We start from the raw sequence: 16,004 nt of genomic DNA, 5'->3' as shown, positions 1-16,004 counted from the left end.
CTTTTCTAATCTTTAACCTGTCGTAAAAGATATGGAAATATTCATGGATCTGGAAGAAGGAAGAGCATAACTGCTCGTCTTATGTCATAAGATGGCGATAAAGGAGGGTTGAATCATGCAGCATGAGCTCACAGAGATCCTTGGAATTTTGAAGTTTGCAGGTATTTTTGCTCCTGTCTTTTTCATTCTGCTCCATATGATGAGGCAGTTTCTTTTTCTGCCAGTAGGTTTGATCTGTATGGCAGGCGGGGTCTTGTTTGGGTCGGTTTATGGGACGCTTTATTCGATAATCGGCATTACCCTGTCCAGTTTGCTGTTCTACGGACTGCTGAGAAAAATGCCGAAGTCGCTCAACCGGTTCATGAAAATCAAGCGGAAAATCATAGGCAAACGAATGCCGTTCTCATTGGGCCAAATCGCAATTTTAAAGCTAATTCCTTTCATCCATTTTTCCCTGCTCTCTCTGTTTGTCCTGGAGATAACGAAAAGTTTTAAGGAATATACAAAAGCAAGCGTGGTATCCAACGTTCCGCTTGCCTTCATGTACTCAACGTTCGGCCATTATATCTTTCATCTCTCAGTGGTCTGGGGAATCGGAATTGCAGCCATGATGCTCGTCCTGTTTCATCTCCTGAGAAAGAAAGAATGGATTGTCAAATGGGAGGACTTTTTTGAAAAAAAAGAGAATACACCTGCGAAAAGTGCATGATAACGCGATCCAGCCTCAGGGGACTCCAACCTGGGGTTTTTTGGTGTGTTTTTAAGGAAATCATAAGTTTGTTATAATGAGCGAAAGGAGTGGATATCTTGGGTTTTAAAGAACTATTTGAAATGCAGAAGCATCTGAATGATCGAATTATACAAGAGCATGGTTTACATAACGATAACCTTTATGATCATCGTCTGCTCGCCCTGCTTGTCGAGCTAGGGGAGCTGGCCAATGAAACCCGTTGTTTTAAATACTGGAGTGTTAAACCTGCATCATCGGACAGTGTCATTCTTGAGGAATATGTGGACGGACTTCATTTTATCCTGTCGGTTGGACTTGACATGGGGATGGATGACATTGAAATCCATGCAGTTGCAAGCAATGAAGACCTGACCGGCCAATTCCTATCTCTTTACCGGCTCATCAGCGGCCTGCAAGGCAAAAAAGACAAAACCCTGTTTAGCCAATTGTTTTCTGAATTCATTGGCCTCGGCCAGCTTCTTGGCTTCTCGGTAGAAAATATCGTGGATGGTTACTACAAAAAGAATGAAATCAATCATCAGCGTCAGGATGAAGGGTATTAAAAGTAAAAATCCCGGGAGGATCTCCCGGGACTTTTACTATTTCAAACCGCTGGAAAGGGTTGCAAGCATTTCTTCTTTTTTCTGATTGTCGGATTCTTTCCAGATCACTTCAAACAGTACGCCAAGACCAGGAAGCATTTTTTCTTCACCGCTTTGGATCGCATCAACGATTGTACTTTCCAATTGTTCTTTATTGTTTCCGGAAACATTGGCAAGAACTGCTTTACGGATATCGATATCCATCATTATCACCTCAAACAGATTTATTTCATTAAGTTTGTGACTATTCCCTAGTTTTTATTAAGGGCCGATGGATTATGTATCATTTTGAAGATATAATAAAAAAAGTTGAAAGAGATTAAAGGATGGTTGAACCCAATGAAACGGATTGAATCAGAACAAAATGCTTCCATAAAACAATGGAAAAAACTGTACACAAGAAAAGAACGGGATAAATTAGGACAATACATTATTGAAGGGCCTCATCTGATTGAAGAAGCAATGAACCATAACGTCCAGATTGCTCATCTGATTATAGAGGAATCCTACCAGATGCCGCATGATTGGGAACAGCTTCGCCTGGACCCATGGGTAGTTTCTAAAAAAATCATGGGAATCCTAAGTGATACTGAACATCCGCAGGGAGTTTTGGCAATCTGCCGTATGAGTTCAAAGGAGCTACAAGTAAAAGCCGGCGGAAAATACCTGCTTGTGGACGGCGTTCAGGATCCTGGAAACCTTGGTACAATAATTAGAACCGCAGACGCTGCAGGTCTGGACGGGATTGTGCTTGGTGAAGGAACTGTCGATGTTTATAACAGCAAGGTTCTTCGCTCTACACAAGGTTCGCTGTTCCATCTTCCCGTTGTAAAAGGAAATCTTCAGGATTGGATCGCAGCGTGCAGACAGGAACAGGTACCTGTTTTCGTTTCTGCACTAAAAGGTGCCGAATCATTGCATGACGTGCAATCTTCAGGGACGTTTGCGCTCGTTGTAGGAAACGAAGGCAGCGGAGTGCGGATGGAAATTATGGAATCCGCAGACCAGCTTGTCTATATCCCGATGTTCGGGAATGCTGAATCACTGAACGTTGCTGTTGCGGCTGGAATCATGCTGTATGAACTTCAGAAGAACAGGAAATAACAAAAGGGAATACACTATTAAAACAGATTGGCAATTGCACAGATAGGGAAGTTCAACTATAATAAGAAGACAACTGCATGAATAAAATGCATCGATGGAGAGTAGTAAATAAGAACTCGCCGGTAAAGGGAGGAAATACCTTGACTGAAAGTGTTTCTCCGGTAGAATTTATCGAATTCGCTCCTGAGCAGTCGCCTGAACCTACAGTAGGGTGGACCGGACCTAGTCCGTTATGAAAACGAAGTGAACAAGTATGATGGCGTTGGCCAAAATTCTTGATTAATCTGGGTGGTACCGCGAATCCTCGTCCCTTTTATGGACGGGGTTTTTTTATTTTCTAAAGGAGGCAAGATGTTATGCAGGACCGATTGCAGGCATTAAAGGAAGAAGCATTGGTGAAAATTCAGCAAGCAAATGAGCTGAAAGAATTACAGGACATCAAAGTATCTTATTTGGGTAAAAAAGGGCCGATCACAGAAGTACTTAAAGGGATGGGGAAACTATCTCCGGAAGAACGTCCTGTTATTGGGGCTTATGCGAATGAAGTAAGGGATGCGATCACAGCCGCGCTTGATGCGAAAATCAGCCAGATGGAACAGGCTGCTATTGAAGAAAAGCTGAAAAAAGAATCGATCGATGTTACACTTCCGGGCCGGCCGGCCAGAAAGGGGAACTCTCATCCGTTAACGGCAGTCGTTGAAGAGATTGAAGATCTTTTCTTAACGATGGGCTTCACGGTGGCAGAAGGCCCTGAAGTGGAAACCGATTATTACAATTTTGAAGCACTGAACCTACCGAAAGGACATCCGGCAAGAGACATGCAGGATTCATTCTTTATTACAGAAGACATTCTGCTTCGTACACAGACTTCTCCGGTGCAGGCAAGAACGATGGAAAAACATCACGGAAGAGGCCCGGTCAAAATTATTTCTCCGGGGAAAGTGTACAGAAGGGATGACGATGATGCGACTCACTCTCATCAGTTCATGCAGATCGAAGGACTTGTCGTCGATGAGAATGTCCGCTTGAGTGACTTAAAAGGTGTTCTTGAAACCTTCGCAAAAAAAATGTTCGGCGAAGAGCGCAAAATCCGTTTGCGCCCAAGTTTTTTCCCATTCACAGAACCGTCTGTCGAGATGGATATTTCCTGTTTTAAATGTGGTGGAAAAGGCTGTTCGATCTGTAAGCATACTGGCTGGATTGAGATCCTTGGAGCAGGTATGGTCCATCCGAACGTATTGGAGATGGCAGGCTTCGACTCGAAGAAATACACAGGGTTTGCATTTGGAATGGGCCCTGAACGGATTGCGATGCTGAAGTATGGAATTGATGATATCCGTCATTTTTACACAAACGATCTTCGTTTCTTAAAACAATTTAAAAAGGCATAAGGAGGGGAACCCTGTGTTAGTTTCATATAACTGGCTGAAAGAGTATGTAAATATTAATATCAGTGCTGCAGAGCTTGGTGAAAAAATTACGAAAAGCGGAATTGAAGTAGAAATCGTGGAATCCCTCAACAAAGGGATTACAGGAGTGGTCGTCGGACATGTGCTGGAATGTGTTCAGCATCCAAATGCCGATAAACTCCGTGTCTGTAAAGTCGACATCGGTGAAGGAGATCCGGTACAAATCGTGTGCGGTGCTCCAAACGTGGCTGCTGGCCAAAAAGTGCCGGTAGCGCAAGTAGGTGCTGTACTTCCTGGAAACTTCAAGATTAAGAAAGCGAAACTTCGCGGAGAAGCGTCTCATGGAATGATCTGTTCACTCACTGAACTTGGTGTGGAAACGAAATTGGTGCCAAAAGAGTATTCAACAGGGATTTTCGTTATGCCTTCCGATGCGGAAGTTGGCAGCGATGCCTTGAGTTATTTGAACCTGGATGACTATGTTCTTGAACTCGGATTGACACCTAACCGTGCGGACTGCTTAAACATGATTGGTGTGGCTTATGAGGTTGCTGCCATTCTAAATGAGGAGCTTCGTCTTCCTGAAGTTTCCTTAGATTATACAGCTGAAAAAGCTTCAGATTATATTTCGGTAAAAGTTGATGCAAAAGAAGATAATCCTTACTACGGAGCTATGGTGATAAAGAATGTATCGATCGCGCCATCACCTCTTTGGCTGCAAAACCGTTTGATTGCAGCAGGAATCCGTCCAATCAATAATGTGGTCGATATAACGAACTACGTATTGCTTGAATACGGACAGCCGCTCCATGCCTTTGACTATGACCGTTTCGGATCAAAGGAAGTAGTTATCCGCCGGGCAAAAGACGGAGAAGAAATTGTGACGCTTGATGATGCTGCACGAAAATTAAACAGCAGCCATCTTGTGATCACCAATGGAGAAGTCCCTGTTGCTGTGGCTGGTGTAATGGGCGGAGCAACATCAGAAGTTCAGGAAGATACGACTACTGTACTGCTGGAAGCTGCTTATTTTGAAGGACAGCGTGTAAGAGCAGCATCCAAGGATCTTGGACTACGAAGTGAAGCAAGTGCACGCTATGAAAAAGGCATCGACCGCAACCGTGTATATGAGGCTGCTCAACGTGCTGCTTCCTTAATGGCGAAATATGCCGGAGGAGAAGTGGCAGAAGGCATTGTTGAAGATGGCGAACGCTTGGTAAGTGAAGGAAGAGCTGAAGTCACCCAAACAAGAATTAACAGCTTGCTCGGAACTTCTATTGAAAACGAACAAATCAGTGAAATCTTTTCGAGACTTCGTTTCCAATTTGAGGTACAAGGAGAAGCATACAAGGTTACCGTTCCAGCCCGAAGACCGGATATTACCATCGATGCGGATCTTGTAGAGGAAGTGGGAAGAATCTACGGTTATGACCGTATTCCTACAACGTATCTTGTAACGGAAGGCCGTCCAGGAGGATTGAGCCCCTATCAGGCAGCTCGCAGAAAGGTTATGCGTTATCTTGAAGGCGCCGGGCTCTATCAGGCTGTAACTTATGCACTGACGACCCCTGAAAAATCAACCAGTTTCTCTTTTGTGGGGGAGGAGCAGGAAAACGTGCAAACCATCTCGGTTTCCCACCCGATGAGCGAAGAGCGCAGCACTCTTCGCAGTACACTGATTCCGCAGCTTCTTGAAGTAGTGCGCCACAATCATCACCGTTCAATTGATGATGTAGGTGTCTTTGAAATCAGTTCTGTCTTCTTTGCCTACGAACAGCAGATCTCTGTTCTCCCTGAAGAGAAAACATATCTCTCCGGTGCACTGACAGGCTTGTGGAATATCCATCCTTGGCAAGGTGAAAAGAAGAAAACAGACTTCTTTGTTGCAAAAGGAATCCTTGAAGGGTTATTCGAAGAACTCGGATTGTACAGCCGTATCACCTTTGAAAGCGAAAGTTTGAAAGGGATGCATCCTGGAAGAACAGCAGTAATTAAACTCGACAGCATCACCATCGGCTTGATCGGCCAGATTCATCCTGGAACTCAAAAAGAGTGGGATTTAAACGAGACGTACGTGTTTGAATTGGATCTGGATCAGCTTATCCAGGCCACGGTAGAACCTACCGTTTATCAGCCGCTTCCTAGATTCCCTTCCATTACACGGGATATTGCATTGGTGGTTGATAAGAACCTGCCTGCTGGAGACTTAAACACTGTGATTTATGAAGCAGGAGGAGCTCTCCTCAAGGAAAGCAGCCTGTTTGATCTGTACGAAGGAGAACATATGGAAGAAGGCAAAAAATCACTCGCCTTTTCTTTGAAATATTTTGATCCGGAACGTACACTTACGGATGAAGAAGTGACAAAAGCTCATGAAAACATCCTGCGCAGTCTGGAAGAACGTTTTGGAGCTGAGCTTCGCAAATAGTAAGCCAAACAAAAACCCGCATGTCTCTCTTGAGATTGCGGGTTTTGTTATGAAAATGAAGTTTAGCTCCGCTTGCCGTTTGCTAGATTGAGTGCTTTTTTTGTGTTGGCAAAATGAATCTTTGCGATGTCAGTCAGATAATCTGCACCATACTTGCGGATCATTTCCGCTGCTTTCAAATCCACTTTGCTGCCGGCGCCTTTCGGGATCTCAATGCCTGTTTTAGCACTGATTTTATCCATCTCTTTAATAAAAGCATAGCGGGCGAGAATGGATGAGGCGGCCACGGACAGATGGAGCGATTCACCTTTTGTAGCAAAGAACACTTTGTCTTTTACGGTGTTTCCCTCTCTTGAGAGATAATTATAATAAACACCCGGCTCGCAGAACTGATCGATCAATATACCGTCCACGGGGAAGTCTTTTGTTTTTTCAAGCATGTTAAGAAGAGCTTTATTATGCAGAAGAGCTTTCATTTTTCCTTGGCTCATCCCTTTTGCCTGAAGTTCATTGTACTTCCTGTTGGGAAGGACGAGCAGGCTGTATGGGATGGCATGCAGAAGGTCCTTGGCGATGGATACGATCTGTTTGTCGTTCAGAAATTTTGAATCCTTTACTCCAAGTTCTCTTAGCAGTTCGAGCTGTGCCGCTGGAACATAGGAGGCCACGACGGTAATCGGGCCAAAATAATCTCCCGTCCCCACTTCATCGCTTCCAATAAGAGAGAGTGAACTCACGTTTTCAGGAGGAGCAAAGGCATGTGGCGGTTTTGCTTTAGCTGGTTTCGGAGATGCTGCGGGTGTCGGAGAACCCCATTTTCCAGCCTCGATTTCAGCCGTCCTTCCCTGAAAAAGAACCTTGCCTGATTTATAGGCCGTTACCGTGCAGCCTGCAGGCTTAGCCGTAAATATGCTGCCAGGGGGGGAAGAAGGCTGGAGGTATGCTTGGTAAGCTTCCTTCATTTTATTGATCTCTTGGGAGGTTACTTTTAATACAGTATTTGCCATCTTCATGTTCCTTTTCTCTCGTTTTATTTTTTAGTAGAATTTGGATAAAATGATAGCTGGTTTTAGAACAAATATTTTCATAACCGTTCGCTTTCTGTTAAGATAATGATTAGAGTTCATAGCTTTTTTGCAAGCGGAACTATGATTGGAGGTAATTTCGTGGCGGAAGACAATATGAAAGCAAGGACCATTGTAGAAATCTTTGGTCAAAAATACACAGTAATAGGAACTGAGACTTCCAGCCACATTCGTTCGGTAGCTGCTATGGTTGACGAAAAGATGCGGGATATCCAGCAATATAATGCAGTATTGGATACGAAACAGCTTGCCGTTCTGACAGCTGTTAATCTGATGAACGAATACTTAAAGACTAAAGAAGAGCTGGAAAAATTGCAACAGCAGATTAGGAAAGAGGATAAATAAATGCTAGATCTTATTTTAATTGTTATATTAATTGCCGGTTTTTTTATCGGACTGAAACGAGGTTTGGTCATGCAGGTTGTCCATCTCGTTGGGTTTATAGCGGCTTACGTCGTGGCTTATCTATATTTTGACGACTTGGCGCCTCATTTAAAATTGTGGATTCCATATCCTTCGATCGGTAATGACAGCCCGATGTCAACGATTCTGAGCAGCATTTCCTTAGAGGATGTATACTATCGTGCCATCGCCTTTGCTCTCTTGTTCTTCGGAACGAAGATCATCTTGCAGATCGTAGGAAACATGCTTAACTTTATTGCTGACCTGCCGCTGCTCCGCACGGTAAACCGCTGGCTCGGAGGAGTCCTGGGATTTATCGAAGTTTATCTGATTTTATTCTTATTGCTTTATGTCGCTTCGTTGATTCCGTCTGGTTCCATCCATACGGCTTACCAGGATTCCTTTATCGGACAGGGAATGGTTGAGAATACTCCGGTATTCTCTGAAACGATTAAAGATTTATGGTCAAAAAATATGGGGTAAAACTTCTCTTTAACAGAGAAGTTTTTTTACCGTACATAGTAATCGGCAATGCGGTACAAGTCTTGTGAAAGTGGGTGTTCATTTGAATAAGAAGCAGGTTGTTAATGTCCTTGAAATGATCGCCGTTTATTTAGAGATCAAAGGCGAGAACTCCTTTAAAACTTCGGCTTACCGAAGAGCGGCTCAAGCGTTGGAATCGGATGACCGGAACATGGAGCAGATCGGGGATCCGTCCAAATTAAAAGGAATTGGAAAAGGGACGGCTACTGTCATTACTGAACTTCTTGAGACAGGCAAATCATCGCTGCTTGAAGAATTGCAGGCAGCGATTCCTTCAGGCCTTCTGACCATGCTCGACATACCGGGGCTTGGCGGGAAAAAAATTGCGAAGCTTTATCAGGAGCTCGGAGTAACGGACATCGGTGGCCTTAAAGAAGCATGTGAAAAAGAAAAAGTCAGAGGTCTCGCAGGGTTCGGAACAAAAACAGAAGAGAAAATATTGGCAGCAATCGAGGAACTCGGTAAGCGCCCTGAACGGCTTCCGATTGCATTTATGCTTCCGGTCGCAGAAAAAATTGAAGAACAGCTGAAAGATATAAAAGGTATTATGAAATTTTCTTTGGCAGGCAGCCTCCGCCGTTTTCGTGAGACGATCAAGGATCTGGATTTTATTCTCGCAGTTTCCGATGCGGCTAAAGTGAAAGAACAGCTCGTCCAGCTGGAAGGCGTTACGGATATCATCGCAAAAGGAGATACAAAAGTTTCACTCCAATTTCAGTATGATTATCCTGTTTCAGTCGATTTCAGGCTCGTATCCCAAGAGCAGTATGCCTCTGCTTTGCATCATTTTACCGGTTCCATGGAACATAACGTGAAGATGAGGCAGCTGGCGAAAGAACGCAATGAAAAAATCAGCGAATATGGTGTTGAAAATACAGAAACAGGTGAGATAACAACCTTTTCCACTGAAGAAGAATTCTATGGTCACTTTGGACTTCAGTGGATTCCGCCGGAAGTGCGTGAGGGCGGTGATGAACTTGAAATGTTTCGTGAACCTCAGCGGCTGATTGAACCGGAGGATATCCAAGGAGATCTGCATATGCACTCCACATGGAGCGACGGTGCCAATACGATTGAAGAAATGGCAGAAGCAGCAAGGGAAAAAGGATACTCGTTCATGGCAATTACCGATCATTCTCAGTATTTAAGGGTAGCCAACGGCCTTACAGCTGAACGGCTTCGTGAGCAGCGGAAAGAGATTGACAGGCTGAATGGGAAATATAGTGATTTTAAAATTCTGGCAGGCGTTGAGATGGACATTCTGCCGGATGGAACACTCGATTTTGATGATGAACTCCTGGCTGAAATGGACCTTGTGATCGCCTCCATCCATTCATCTTTTTCTCAAAACAGAGAGACGATCATGAAGAGGATGAAGACTGCGCTCGAAAGCCATCATGTGGACATTATTGCCCATCCGACGGGAAGAATTATCGGACGGCGTCCAGGGTATGATGTTGATTTGGAGATGCTCATCGATGCAGCAGCTGAAACCAATACAGCCCTTGAACTTAACGCTCATCCGAGCCGGCTCGATCTGGCCCCTGAATGGCTCAAGAAAGCACAGGATAAAGGTGTAAAAATCACGATCAATACAGATGCCCATTACCGCGATACTCTGGGGCATATGGACATTGGAGTTTCTGTGGCGAGAAAAGGCTATATTCGCCGGGAAAACGTCCTGAACGCAATGACACTTGATGAGTTAACTTCCTTTTTAAAACGAAATGATAAAAAAGAATAGAACGTCTCCTGGGAGGAGGAACTAATTTTGCAAGAACGAGTACTTCGAGTCTTAGAATATACAAAAATCATTGAACAGTTAAAAAAACACGCAAGTTCAAGCCTGGGCAAACAAAAGGTTGAACAGCTTCAGCCTTCTGTAGATTTTGCTGAGATCAGCCATTGGCAGGACAGCACAGATGAAGGTGCCAAAGTCCTCCGGTTAAAAGGGCAGGCACCGCTTGGCGGAATACGGGATATCCGTGCAAGCCTGAAGAGGTCGCAGATCGGCGGGCTGCTGAATACGGATGAACTTCTCGATATTGCGACTACAGTGTATGGCGGCAGGCGCTTTAAGCGGTTTACAGAGGGAATGGTGGAGGATGGAATTGAACTGCCGATCCTTGACAGCCTTGTTGCACAGATTGAACCACTGATTGAACTGGAGCAGGAGATTAAAGCTTGTATAGACGACAACGGCCATGTTATGGACAGTGCCAGTCCAGCTTTGCGAACAATTAGAAGCCAGCTGCGCACGTTCGAGGCCAGAGTGCGTGAGAAATTGGAAAGCATGGTCCGTTCCTCGAGCTATCAAAAAATGCTATCCGATGCGATCATCACGATTCGAAATGACCGCTTCGTGCTGCCCGTTAAACAGGAATACCGCGGCAGCTTCGGGGGTATGGTGCATGACCAGTCCGCTTCGGGAGCCACACTCTTTATTGAGCCTCAAGCTGTCGTTGCGATCAATAACCAGCTGAAAGATGCGAAAGCCAAAGAAACAAGAGAGATTGAAAAGATTTTAAAAGAACTTTCATTACTGGTCGGGGAATCAGCTGAAGCTTTAGCCCATAATGTGACGATTCTGGCAGAGATTGATTTTATTTTTGCAAAAGCGCAGTACAGCCGTGAACTGAAGGCGACGAAACCAATCATGAACGACAGAGAATACATCTCTCTCCGTAAAGCGAGGCATCCGCTAATCGATCAGGACACTGTAGTTCCAATCGATGTGGAGCTTGGTGGTGCTTTTCAATCATTGATCATTACCGGTCCCAATACAGGGGGTAAAACGGTTACTTTAAAAACGATCGGCCTGTTATCATTAATGGCCCAATCCGGACTTCAGGTTCCTGCAGAAGAAGAGTCTGAGATGACGGTGTTTGAAGCCATTCATGCCGACATAGGTGATGAGCAATCGATTGAACAGTCATTAAGTACGTTCTCATCTCATATGGTCAACATTGTTGATATCCTGAAAACAGTGAATTTTAAAAGCCTGGTTCTGTTTGATGAACTTGGAGCTGGAACCGATCCGCAGGAAGGAGCGGCACTTGCTATCTCCATCCTTGATTATGTGTTTGAACGGGGAGCGAAAGTAATCGCTACGACCCACTACAGTGAGTTGAAGGCTTATGCTTATAACCGCGATGGCGTCATCAATGCAAGCGTTGAATTTAACGTGGAGACGCTGAGGCCGACCTACAAGCTGCTGATCGGAGTTCCGGGCAGAAGCAACGCGTTTGAGATTTCCAGACGCCTAGGTTTGGAGTCCTCCATTATTGATGAAGCCAAATCGCAAATCAGTGATGAAGACAACAAGATTGATAACATGATACGTTCGCTTGAGGATAACCAAAAGCGTGCAGAAGAAGAACGGGAGAATGCCATTAAAATCAGGCAGGAAGCCGAACAGCTAAAAGCTGAGCTGGAAGCAGAACTTCAGCATTTGGAACGGGATCGTGACCGGTTGCTCGAAGAAGCGGAGCGAAAAGCGGAAGAAGCTGTAGCGAATGCAAGAAGGACTGCTGAAGAAGTCATTAAAGAACTTAAAGAATATCAGAAAGAAGCGGGCAATGTGAAGGAACACCGATTGATCGATGCCCGTAAAAAGCTGGAGGAAGCAACGCCTGCTCTTCGGTCGAAGAAGAAAAAGGCAGCAGCTTCCAAACCGAAATCTGCTTCGTTTAAACCAGGCGATGAAGTGAAAGTGCTGAGTTTCGGCCAAAAAGGCCATATTATCAATAAAGTCAGCAACAACGAATATCAGGTACAGATCGGTATTTTAAAAATGAACGTATCACTCAACGACCTTGAATTGATCAAACAGACGAAAGAGAAAAAAACAGAGCCGAGATCGTTTGTAAAAGTGCAGGGAAGCGATGACTCGGTCCGTCCTGAACTTGATCTCCGCGGCAAGCGGTATGAGGATGCGATGCTAGAAGTGGATAAGTATTTGGATGAAGCAATGTTAGCCGGATATCCTCAAGTTTCTATTATTCATGGGAAAGGAACCGGTGCTCTTCGCTCCGGTGTCCAGCAGCTGCTCAAATCACATCCCAATGTTAAATCGACACGCATGGGAGCAGCAAATGAAGGCGGAAGCGGCATAACCGTAGCGCTATTAAAATAATCGGAGGTTAGAGATGGACGTATCCCACAATCCGTTTATCCAAACGGCGGCATATTACAGCGTAGTCGTACTGTTCCTCGTTATTTTTCTGGCAGTATTTGAAATGGTCACCCGATATGAGAACTGGGTGGAGATTAAAAAAGGCAACCTGGCCGTAGCGATGGCAACCGGAGGGAAAATATTCGGCATCGCCAATATTTTTCGCTATTCCATTGCACAGAACGATTCGCTTCCTCAGATGATGGCTTGGGGCCTATTCGGATTTGTTCTGCTTCTTGCCGGTTATTTTATCTTTGAATTTTTAACCCCGAGATTTAACATTGATGAAGAGATCGAAAACGATAATCGCGCAGTGGGCCTGATCTCCATGGTCATATCCATTGGCCTGTCGTTCGTGATCGGTTCAGGGATTGATTAGGAGTGAAGCATCAGTGGATACGTTATGGAAAGTTTTATTCATTTGCAGCGGAATTTTTATTCTTTTCGGCATCGTTTATTTACTTTTTTTATCATAATGGAATGGAATGAAAGCTGCATTTCTGCTGCTTTTTAGCAAAAAACCAGCCTCTTGGCTGGTTTTTTGTAATTTTTTTAAAGTGTCAGTGGAAATACCCGCGGAAATGAGACATTTACCCGCCGTAATAAAGAAAATACTGTCCAAAATGAAAATTTACCCGCCGAAACGAGCATTTTACCCGCCAAAACATGATTATAGTAAACCGAGCGGGATCGAAGTCAGGCGAAACCTGCCGATGTTACTCAGTATTCGATTTCATCATAATCTGCTGGCTGTGCGGTCAGCTGATTGGTGTCTTTCATGCCGATTTCACTCGAGATTTCCTGCTGTGATTTGATTTTGCCATGTGGATGCTGTGTTTCTTTGCCGGCTTTCAAAGCCCCATCTCTTCTCGCTTTTGAATGAGTCATACTGTTTCCTCCTTTGCTTTATTGTTTAGTATGCAGCGGAAAAAACAGCATCATCCCCGCAAAAAAGTGCCAAAAGCACTATAAGCTTTTTAAATTTTTAAAAAAATATATTAAATTGAATGCGTTTTCATTATAATAAAGTATGAGAGAGTTTTTTTAAGAAAGGCGTGAATTAAGGAGGAGATAAAAGTGGAAAGAAGATGGCTTAACCATTATCCACCAGAAATCCCCAGTGAGGTTGAGTATAAAGAACAACCTTTATTCACGTATTTAGAAGAAGCAGCTACTAAAAACCCAGAAAAGGTTGCTCTTCATTTTTTAGGTAAAGAAATGTCGTATCAACAGCTTTACGAGAGTGCTGTCCGGTTTTCCAACGGACTGTCTTCACTCGGAATCGGCAAGGGCGACCGGGTGGCGATTATGCTGCCGAACTGCCCGCAGGCGGTTATTGCTTATTATGGTATCCTTCTCGCTGGAGGAATCGTGGTCCAGACCAATCCCCTTTATACGGAACGAGAACTGAGCCATCAGCTGGAGGACAGCGGGGCAGCTGCTATCGTTTGTCTGGATCAGCTCTTTTCGAGGGTAGCTTCTGTAAAAGAATTAACACAGCTGCAGCATGTGATTGTGACGGGCATTAAGGATTATTTGCCATTTCCAAAAAATGTGCTCTATCCGTTTGTTCAGAAAAAACAAAAGCCATTTACGGTGGTTGATGTTCAGTATGGCGGAAGTGTCCATTCGTTTAAAGAACTGATCAGCAAAAGCGAAAACCGGCGAATCCCTGTTGACGTCCACCCGAAAGAGGATGTGGCATTGCTGCAGTATACAGGAGGAACGACGGGCCCTGCAAAAGGTGTGATGCTGACACATGCTAATTTGGTCGTCAATTCAAAACAATGCAGCATCTGGATTTATAAGCACCGGATTGGAGAAGAAGTTGTGCTGGCTGCATTGCCTTTTTTCCATGTGTATGGCATGACGGTTGTGATGAATCAGGCGATCATGACACGGGCAAAACTGATCATCCTTCCGCGTTTTGATCCGAAACAAGTGCTGCAGACGATCCATAAACAGCGTCCGACCTTGTTTCCTGGCGCACCGACCATGTATATTGCGTTGCTGAACCATCCGGATTTGATGAAGTATGACCTTTCTTCAATCCAGGCTTGCATCAGTGGTTCTGCACCGCTCCCGATGGAAGTTCAGCAGAAGTTCCAGTCGATCATCTCTGGAAGCCTTGTGGAAGGCTATGGCCTCACAGAAGCTTCACCGGTTACGCATGCCAATCTGATCTATGGAAAGCAGGTTAAAGGAAGTATCGGTCTGCCGTGGCCGAATACGGAAGCGGCCATCTATTCCACCGAGCGCGGAGAGTTTGCGGAAATTGGGGAAGTTGGCGAGTTATTGGTGCGGGGGCCTCAGGTGATGAGAGGGTATTGGAATCAGCCGGAGGAAACAGCTGCTGTTTTTAAAGATGACTGGCTCATGACCGGTGATATGGGATATATGGATGAGAATGGATATTTTTATATCGTGGACCGGAAGAAAGATTTGATCATCGCAGGAGGATATAATATTTATCCCCGCGAAATTGAAGAAGTTCTTTATGAGCATGAAGCGGTAAAGGAAGCTGTCGTTGTTGGAATCCCGGATCCGTACCGCGGTGAAACCGTAAAGGCTTTTGTCGTGCTGAAAGAGAACGCCGTTTGTACGGAGGATCAGCTTAACAAATATTGCAGAGAAAACCTTGCTGCCTTTAAGGTACCAAGGGTGTACGAATTTAGAAGCGAGCTTCCAAAAACGATGGTCGGGAAAATTTTAAGAAGAGTTTTATTGGAAGAAGAGAAAGCGAAAGAGCGGGAAAAACAAGAGATATAGGGACCTTTCTTAAAAAGGTCCTTGTTTTTTTGTTAAAACAAAGGAATAATAGAATTGACAGAAAAAAACGACTTGTTTTACAATTAAATTATGAATGAACAATCATTCAGTTTACAGCAGCTCGTTTTGAAGTGAGGAGATTATCGTGAAACGTAAAGGCCCAAAGTACGACAAAATAATTGATGCCGCGGTTAGTGTTATTGCAGTCCATGGGTATCATCAGTCCCAAGTGTCTAAAATTGCAAAGCAGGCGTCTGTAGCAGATGGGACGATCTATCTCTATTTTAAAAATAAAGAGGATCTGCTTGTTTCTGTTTTTAATGAAAAAATGGGAACCTTTATCGAAAGAACGGGGAACGAGCTGAAAAGCAAAGGGTCGGCGATTGAAAAACTGTTAACCCTGATTAAAATGCATTTTTGCCTCTTGGATGCTGACCACCAGCTTTCTATCGTCACACAGCTGGAACTTAGGCAGACTAACAGGGCGTTAAGGGCAAAGATTGGGGAAGTGCTTAAACGATATTTATCCCTGATCGACCTCATCCTGAAAGAAGGGATGGAGGAAAGGGCTTTTGACAAGAACATGGATACCCGGCTGGCACGACAGATGATTTTTGGAACCATTGATGAAACGGCCACAAACTGGGTTATGAATGATCACCGTTATGATTTGCCGTCACTTGCTCAGCCTGTACATCAAATGCTTGTTAATGGTTTAAGCAACAATGCAGGGGCTATCCCCGCGCAAGAATAGATTC

At 44.4% G+C, this 16,004-nt stretch carries 15 protein-coding genes and 1 other annotated feature; of the genes, 12 read left to right on the top strand and 3 right to left on the bottom strand.

Going from position 1 to position 16,004, the window contains the following annotated elements:
* Nucleotides 1-115 precede the first annotated feature (115 nt).
* Both LCY76_RS15540 and LCY76_RS15535 read left to right on the top strand, forming a co-directional pair.
* Nucleotides 116-709: a TVP38/TMEM64 family protein gene (locus tag LCY76_RS15540; RefSeq protein ID WP_248253367.1), complete on the top strand. Its 594-nt coding sequence runs from the start codon at nt 116-118 to the stop codon at nt 707-709.
* A 98-nt stretch (nt 710-807) separates the two neighbouring features.
* Nucleotides 808-1,293, top strand: a complete 486-nt coding sequence (locus tag LCY76_RS15535) for a dUTP diphosphatase (RefSeq protein ID WP_248253366.1) — start codon at nt 808-810, stop codon at nt 1,291-1,293.
* A gap of 36 nt (nt 1,294-1,329) precedes the next feature.
* On the opposite strand, the gene sspI is transcribed toward LCY76_RS15535, so the two are convergent.
* Nucleotides 1,330-1,536 (bottom strand): small acid-soluble spore protein SspI, encoded by a 207-nt coding sequence (gene sspI / locus LCY76_RS15530; protein ID WP_248253365.1) that lies wholly within the window; start codon nt 1,534-1,536, stop codon nt 1,330-1,332.
* A gap of 135 nt (nt 1,537-1,671) precedes the next feature.
* Between sspI and LCY76_RS15525 the strand changes: the two genes are divergently transcribed.
* The 3 genes from LCY76_RS15525 to pheT all read left to right on the top strand — a co-directional run bounded on the left by LCY76_RS15525 (nt 1,672) and on the right by pheT (nt 6,273).
* Nucleotides 1,672-2,436: a TrmH family RNA methyltransferase gene (locus tag LCY76_RS15525; protein ID WP_248253364.1), complete on the top strand. Its 765-nt coding sequence runs from the start codon at nt 1,672-1,674 to the stop codon at nt 2,434-2,436.
* 82 nt (nt 2,437-2,518) lie between these two features.
* Nucleotides 2,519-2,751 (top strand) — a binding site (T-box leader).
* Nucleotides 2,752-2,792: 41 nt separating this feature from the next.
* Nucleotides 2,793-3,827 (top strand): phenylalanine--tRNA ligase subunit alpha, encoded by a 1,035-nt coding sequence (gene pheS / locus LCY76_RS15520; protein ID WP_248253363.1) that lies wholly within the window; start codon nt 2,793-2,795, stop codon nt 3,825-3,827.
* Between the two features lie 13 nt (nt 3,828-3,840).
* Entirely contained in the window at nt 3,841-6,273 is a 2,433-nt protein-coding gene (gene pheT, locus LCY76_RS15515) for a phenylalanine--tRNA ligase subunit beta (protein ID WP_248253362.1), read from the top strand.
* A gap of 62 nt (nt 6,274-6,335) precedes the next feature.
* On the opposite strand, the gene rnhC is transcribed toward pheT, so the two are convergent.
* On the bottom strand, nt 6,336-7,280 hold the full coding sequence (rnhC, locus tag LCY76_RS15510; protein WP_248254695.1) for a ribonuclease HIII: 945 nt from the start codon (nt 7,278-7,280) through the stop codon (nt 6,336-6,338).
* Between the two features lie 141 nt (nt 7,281-7,421).
* Here rnhC and zapA point away from each other — a divergent pair, with 141 nt between their 5' ends.
* The 5 genes from zapA to LCY76_RS15485 all read left to right on the top strand — a co-directional run bounded on the left by zapA (nt 7,422) and on the right by LCY76_RS15485 (nt 12,856).
* Nucleotides 7,422-7,703, top strand: coding sequence for a cell division protein ZapA (zapA, locus tag LCY76_RS15505; RefSeq protein ID WP_062233959.1), 282 nt, complete (start codon nt 7,422-7,424; stop codon nt 7,701-7,703).
* Nucleotides 7,704-8,243: a CvpA family protein gene (locus LCY76_RS15500; RefSeq protein ID WP_248253361.1), complete on the top strand. Its 540-nt coding sequence runs from the start codon at nt 7,704-7,706 to the stop codon at nt 8,241-8,243.
* Nucleotides 8,244-8,325: 82 nt separating this feature from the next.
* The gene (gene polX / locus LCY76_RS15495) at nt 8,326-10,047 is read left to right on the top strand and encodes a DNA polymerase/3'-5' exonuclease PolX (RefSeq protein ID WP_272885626.1); all 1,722 of its coding nucleotides are present in this window, start codon (nt 8,326-8,328) and stop codon (nt 10,045-10,047) included.
* Between the two features lie 27 nt (nt 10,048-10,074).
* Nucleotides 10,075-12,438, top strand: a complete 2,364-nt coding sequence (locus tag LCY76_RS15490) for an endonuclease MutS2 (protein ID WP_248253360.1) — start codon at nt 10,075-10,077, stop codon at nt 12,436-12,438.
* Nucleotides 12,439-12,451: 13 nt separating this feature from the next.
* Entirely contained in the window at nt 12,452-12,856 is a 405-nt protein-coding gene (locus LCY76_RS15485; protein WP_248253359.1) for a DUF350 domain-containing protein, read from the top strand.
* Between the two features lie 341 nt (nt 12,857-13,197).
* Here the strand turns inward: LCY76_RS15485 and LCY76_RS15480 are convergent, their stop codons facing one another.
* Nucleotides 13,198-13,365: a DUF6254 family protein gene (locus LCY76_RS15480; protein ID WP_248253358.1), complete on the bottom strand. Its 168-nt coding sequence runs from the start codon at nt 13,363-13,365 to the stop codon at nt 13,198-13,200.
* A 189-nt stretch (nt 13,366-13,554) separates the two neighbouring features.
* Between LCY76_RS15480 and LCY76_RS15475 the strand changes: the two genes are divergently transcribed.
* Both LCY76_RS15475 and fadR read left to right on the top strand, forming a co-directional pair.
* Nucleotides 13,555-15,246 (top strand): AMP-binding protein, encoded by a 1,692-nt coding sequence (locus tag LCY76_RS15475; protein WP_336606263.1) that lies wholly within the window; start codon nt 13,555-13,557, stop codon nt 15,244-15,246.
* 145 nt (nt 15,247-15,391) lie between these two features.
* Nucleotides 15,392-16,000, top strand: a complete 609-nt coding sequence (gene fadR, locus LCY76_RS15470; protein ID WP_248253357.1) for a fatty acid metabolism transcriptional regulator FadR — start codon at nt 15,392-15,394, stop codon at nt 15,998-16,000.
* Nucleotides 16,001-16,004 lie beyond the last annotated feature (4 nt).

The organism is Fictibacillus marinisediminis (genome assembly GCF_023149135.1).
GTDB lineage: Bacteria > Bacillota > Bacilli > Bacillales > Fictibacillaceae > Fictibacillus_C > Fictibacillus_C marinisediminis.
Note: the sequence above shows the minus strand (reverse complement) of the source record. Positions and strands in the feature narration are given on the sequence as shown.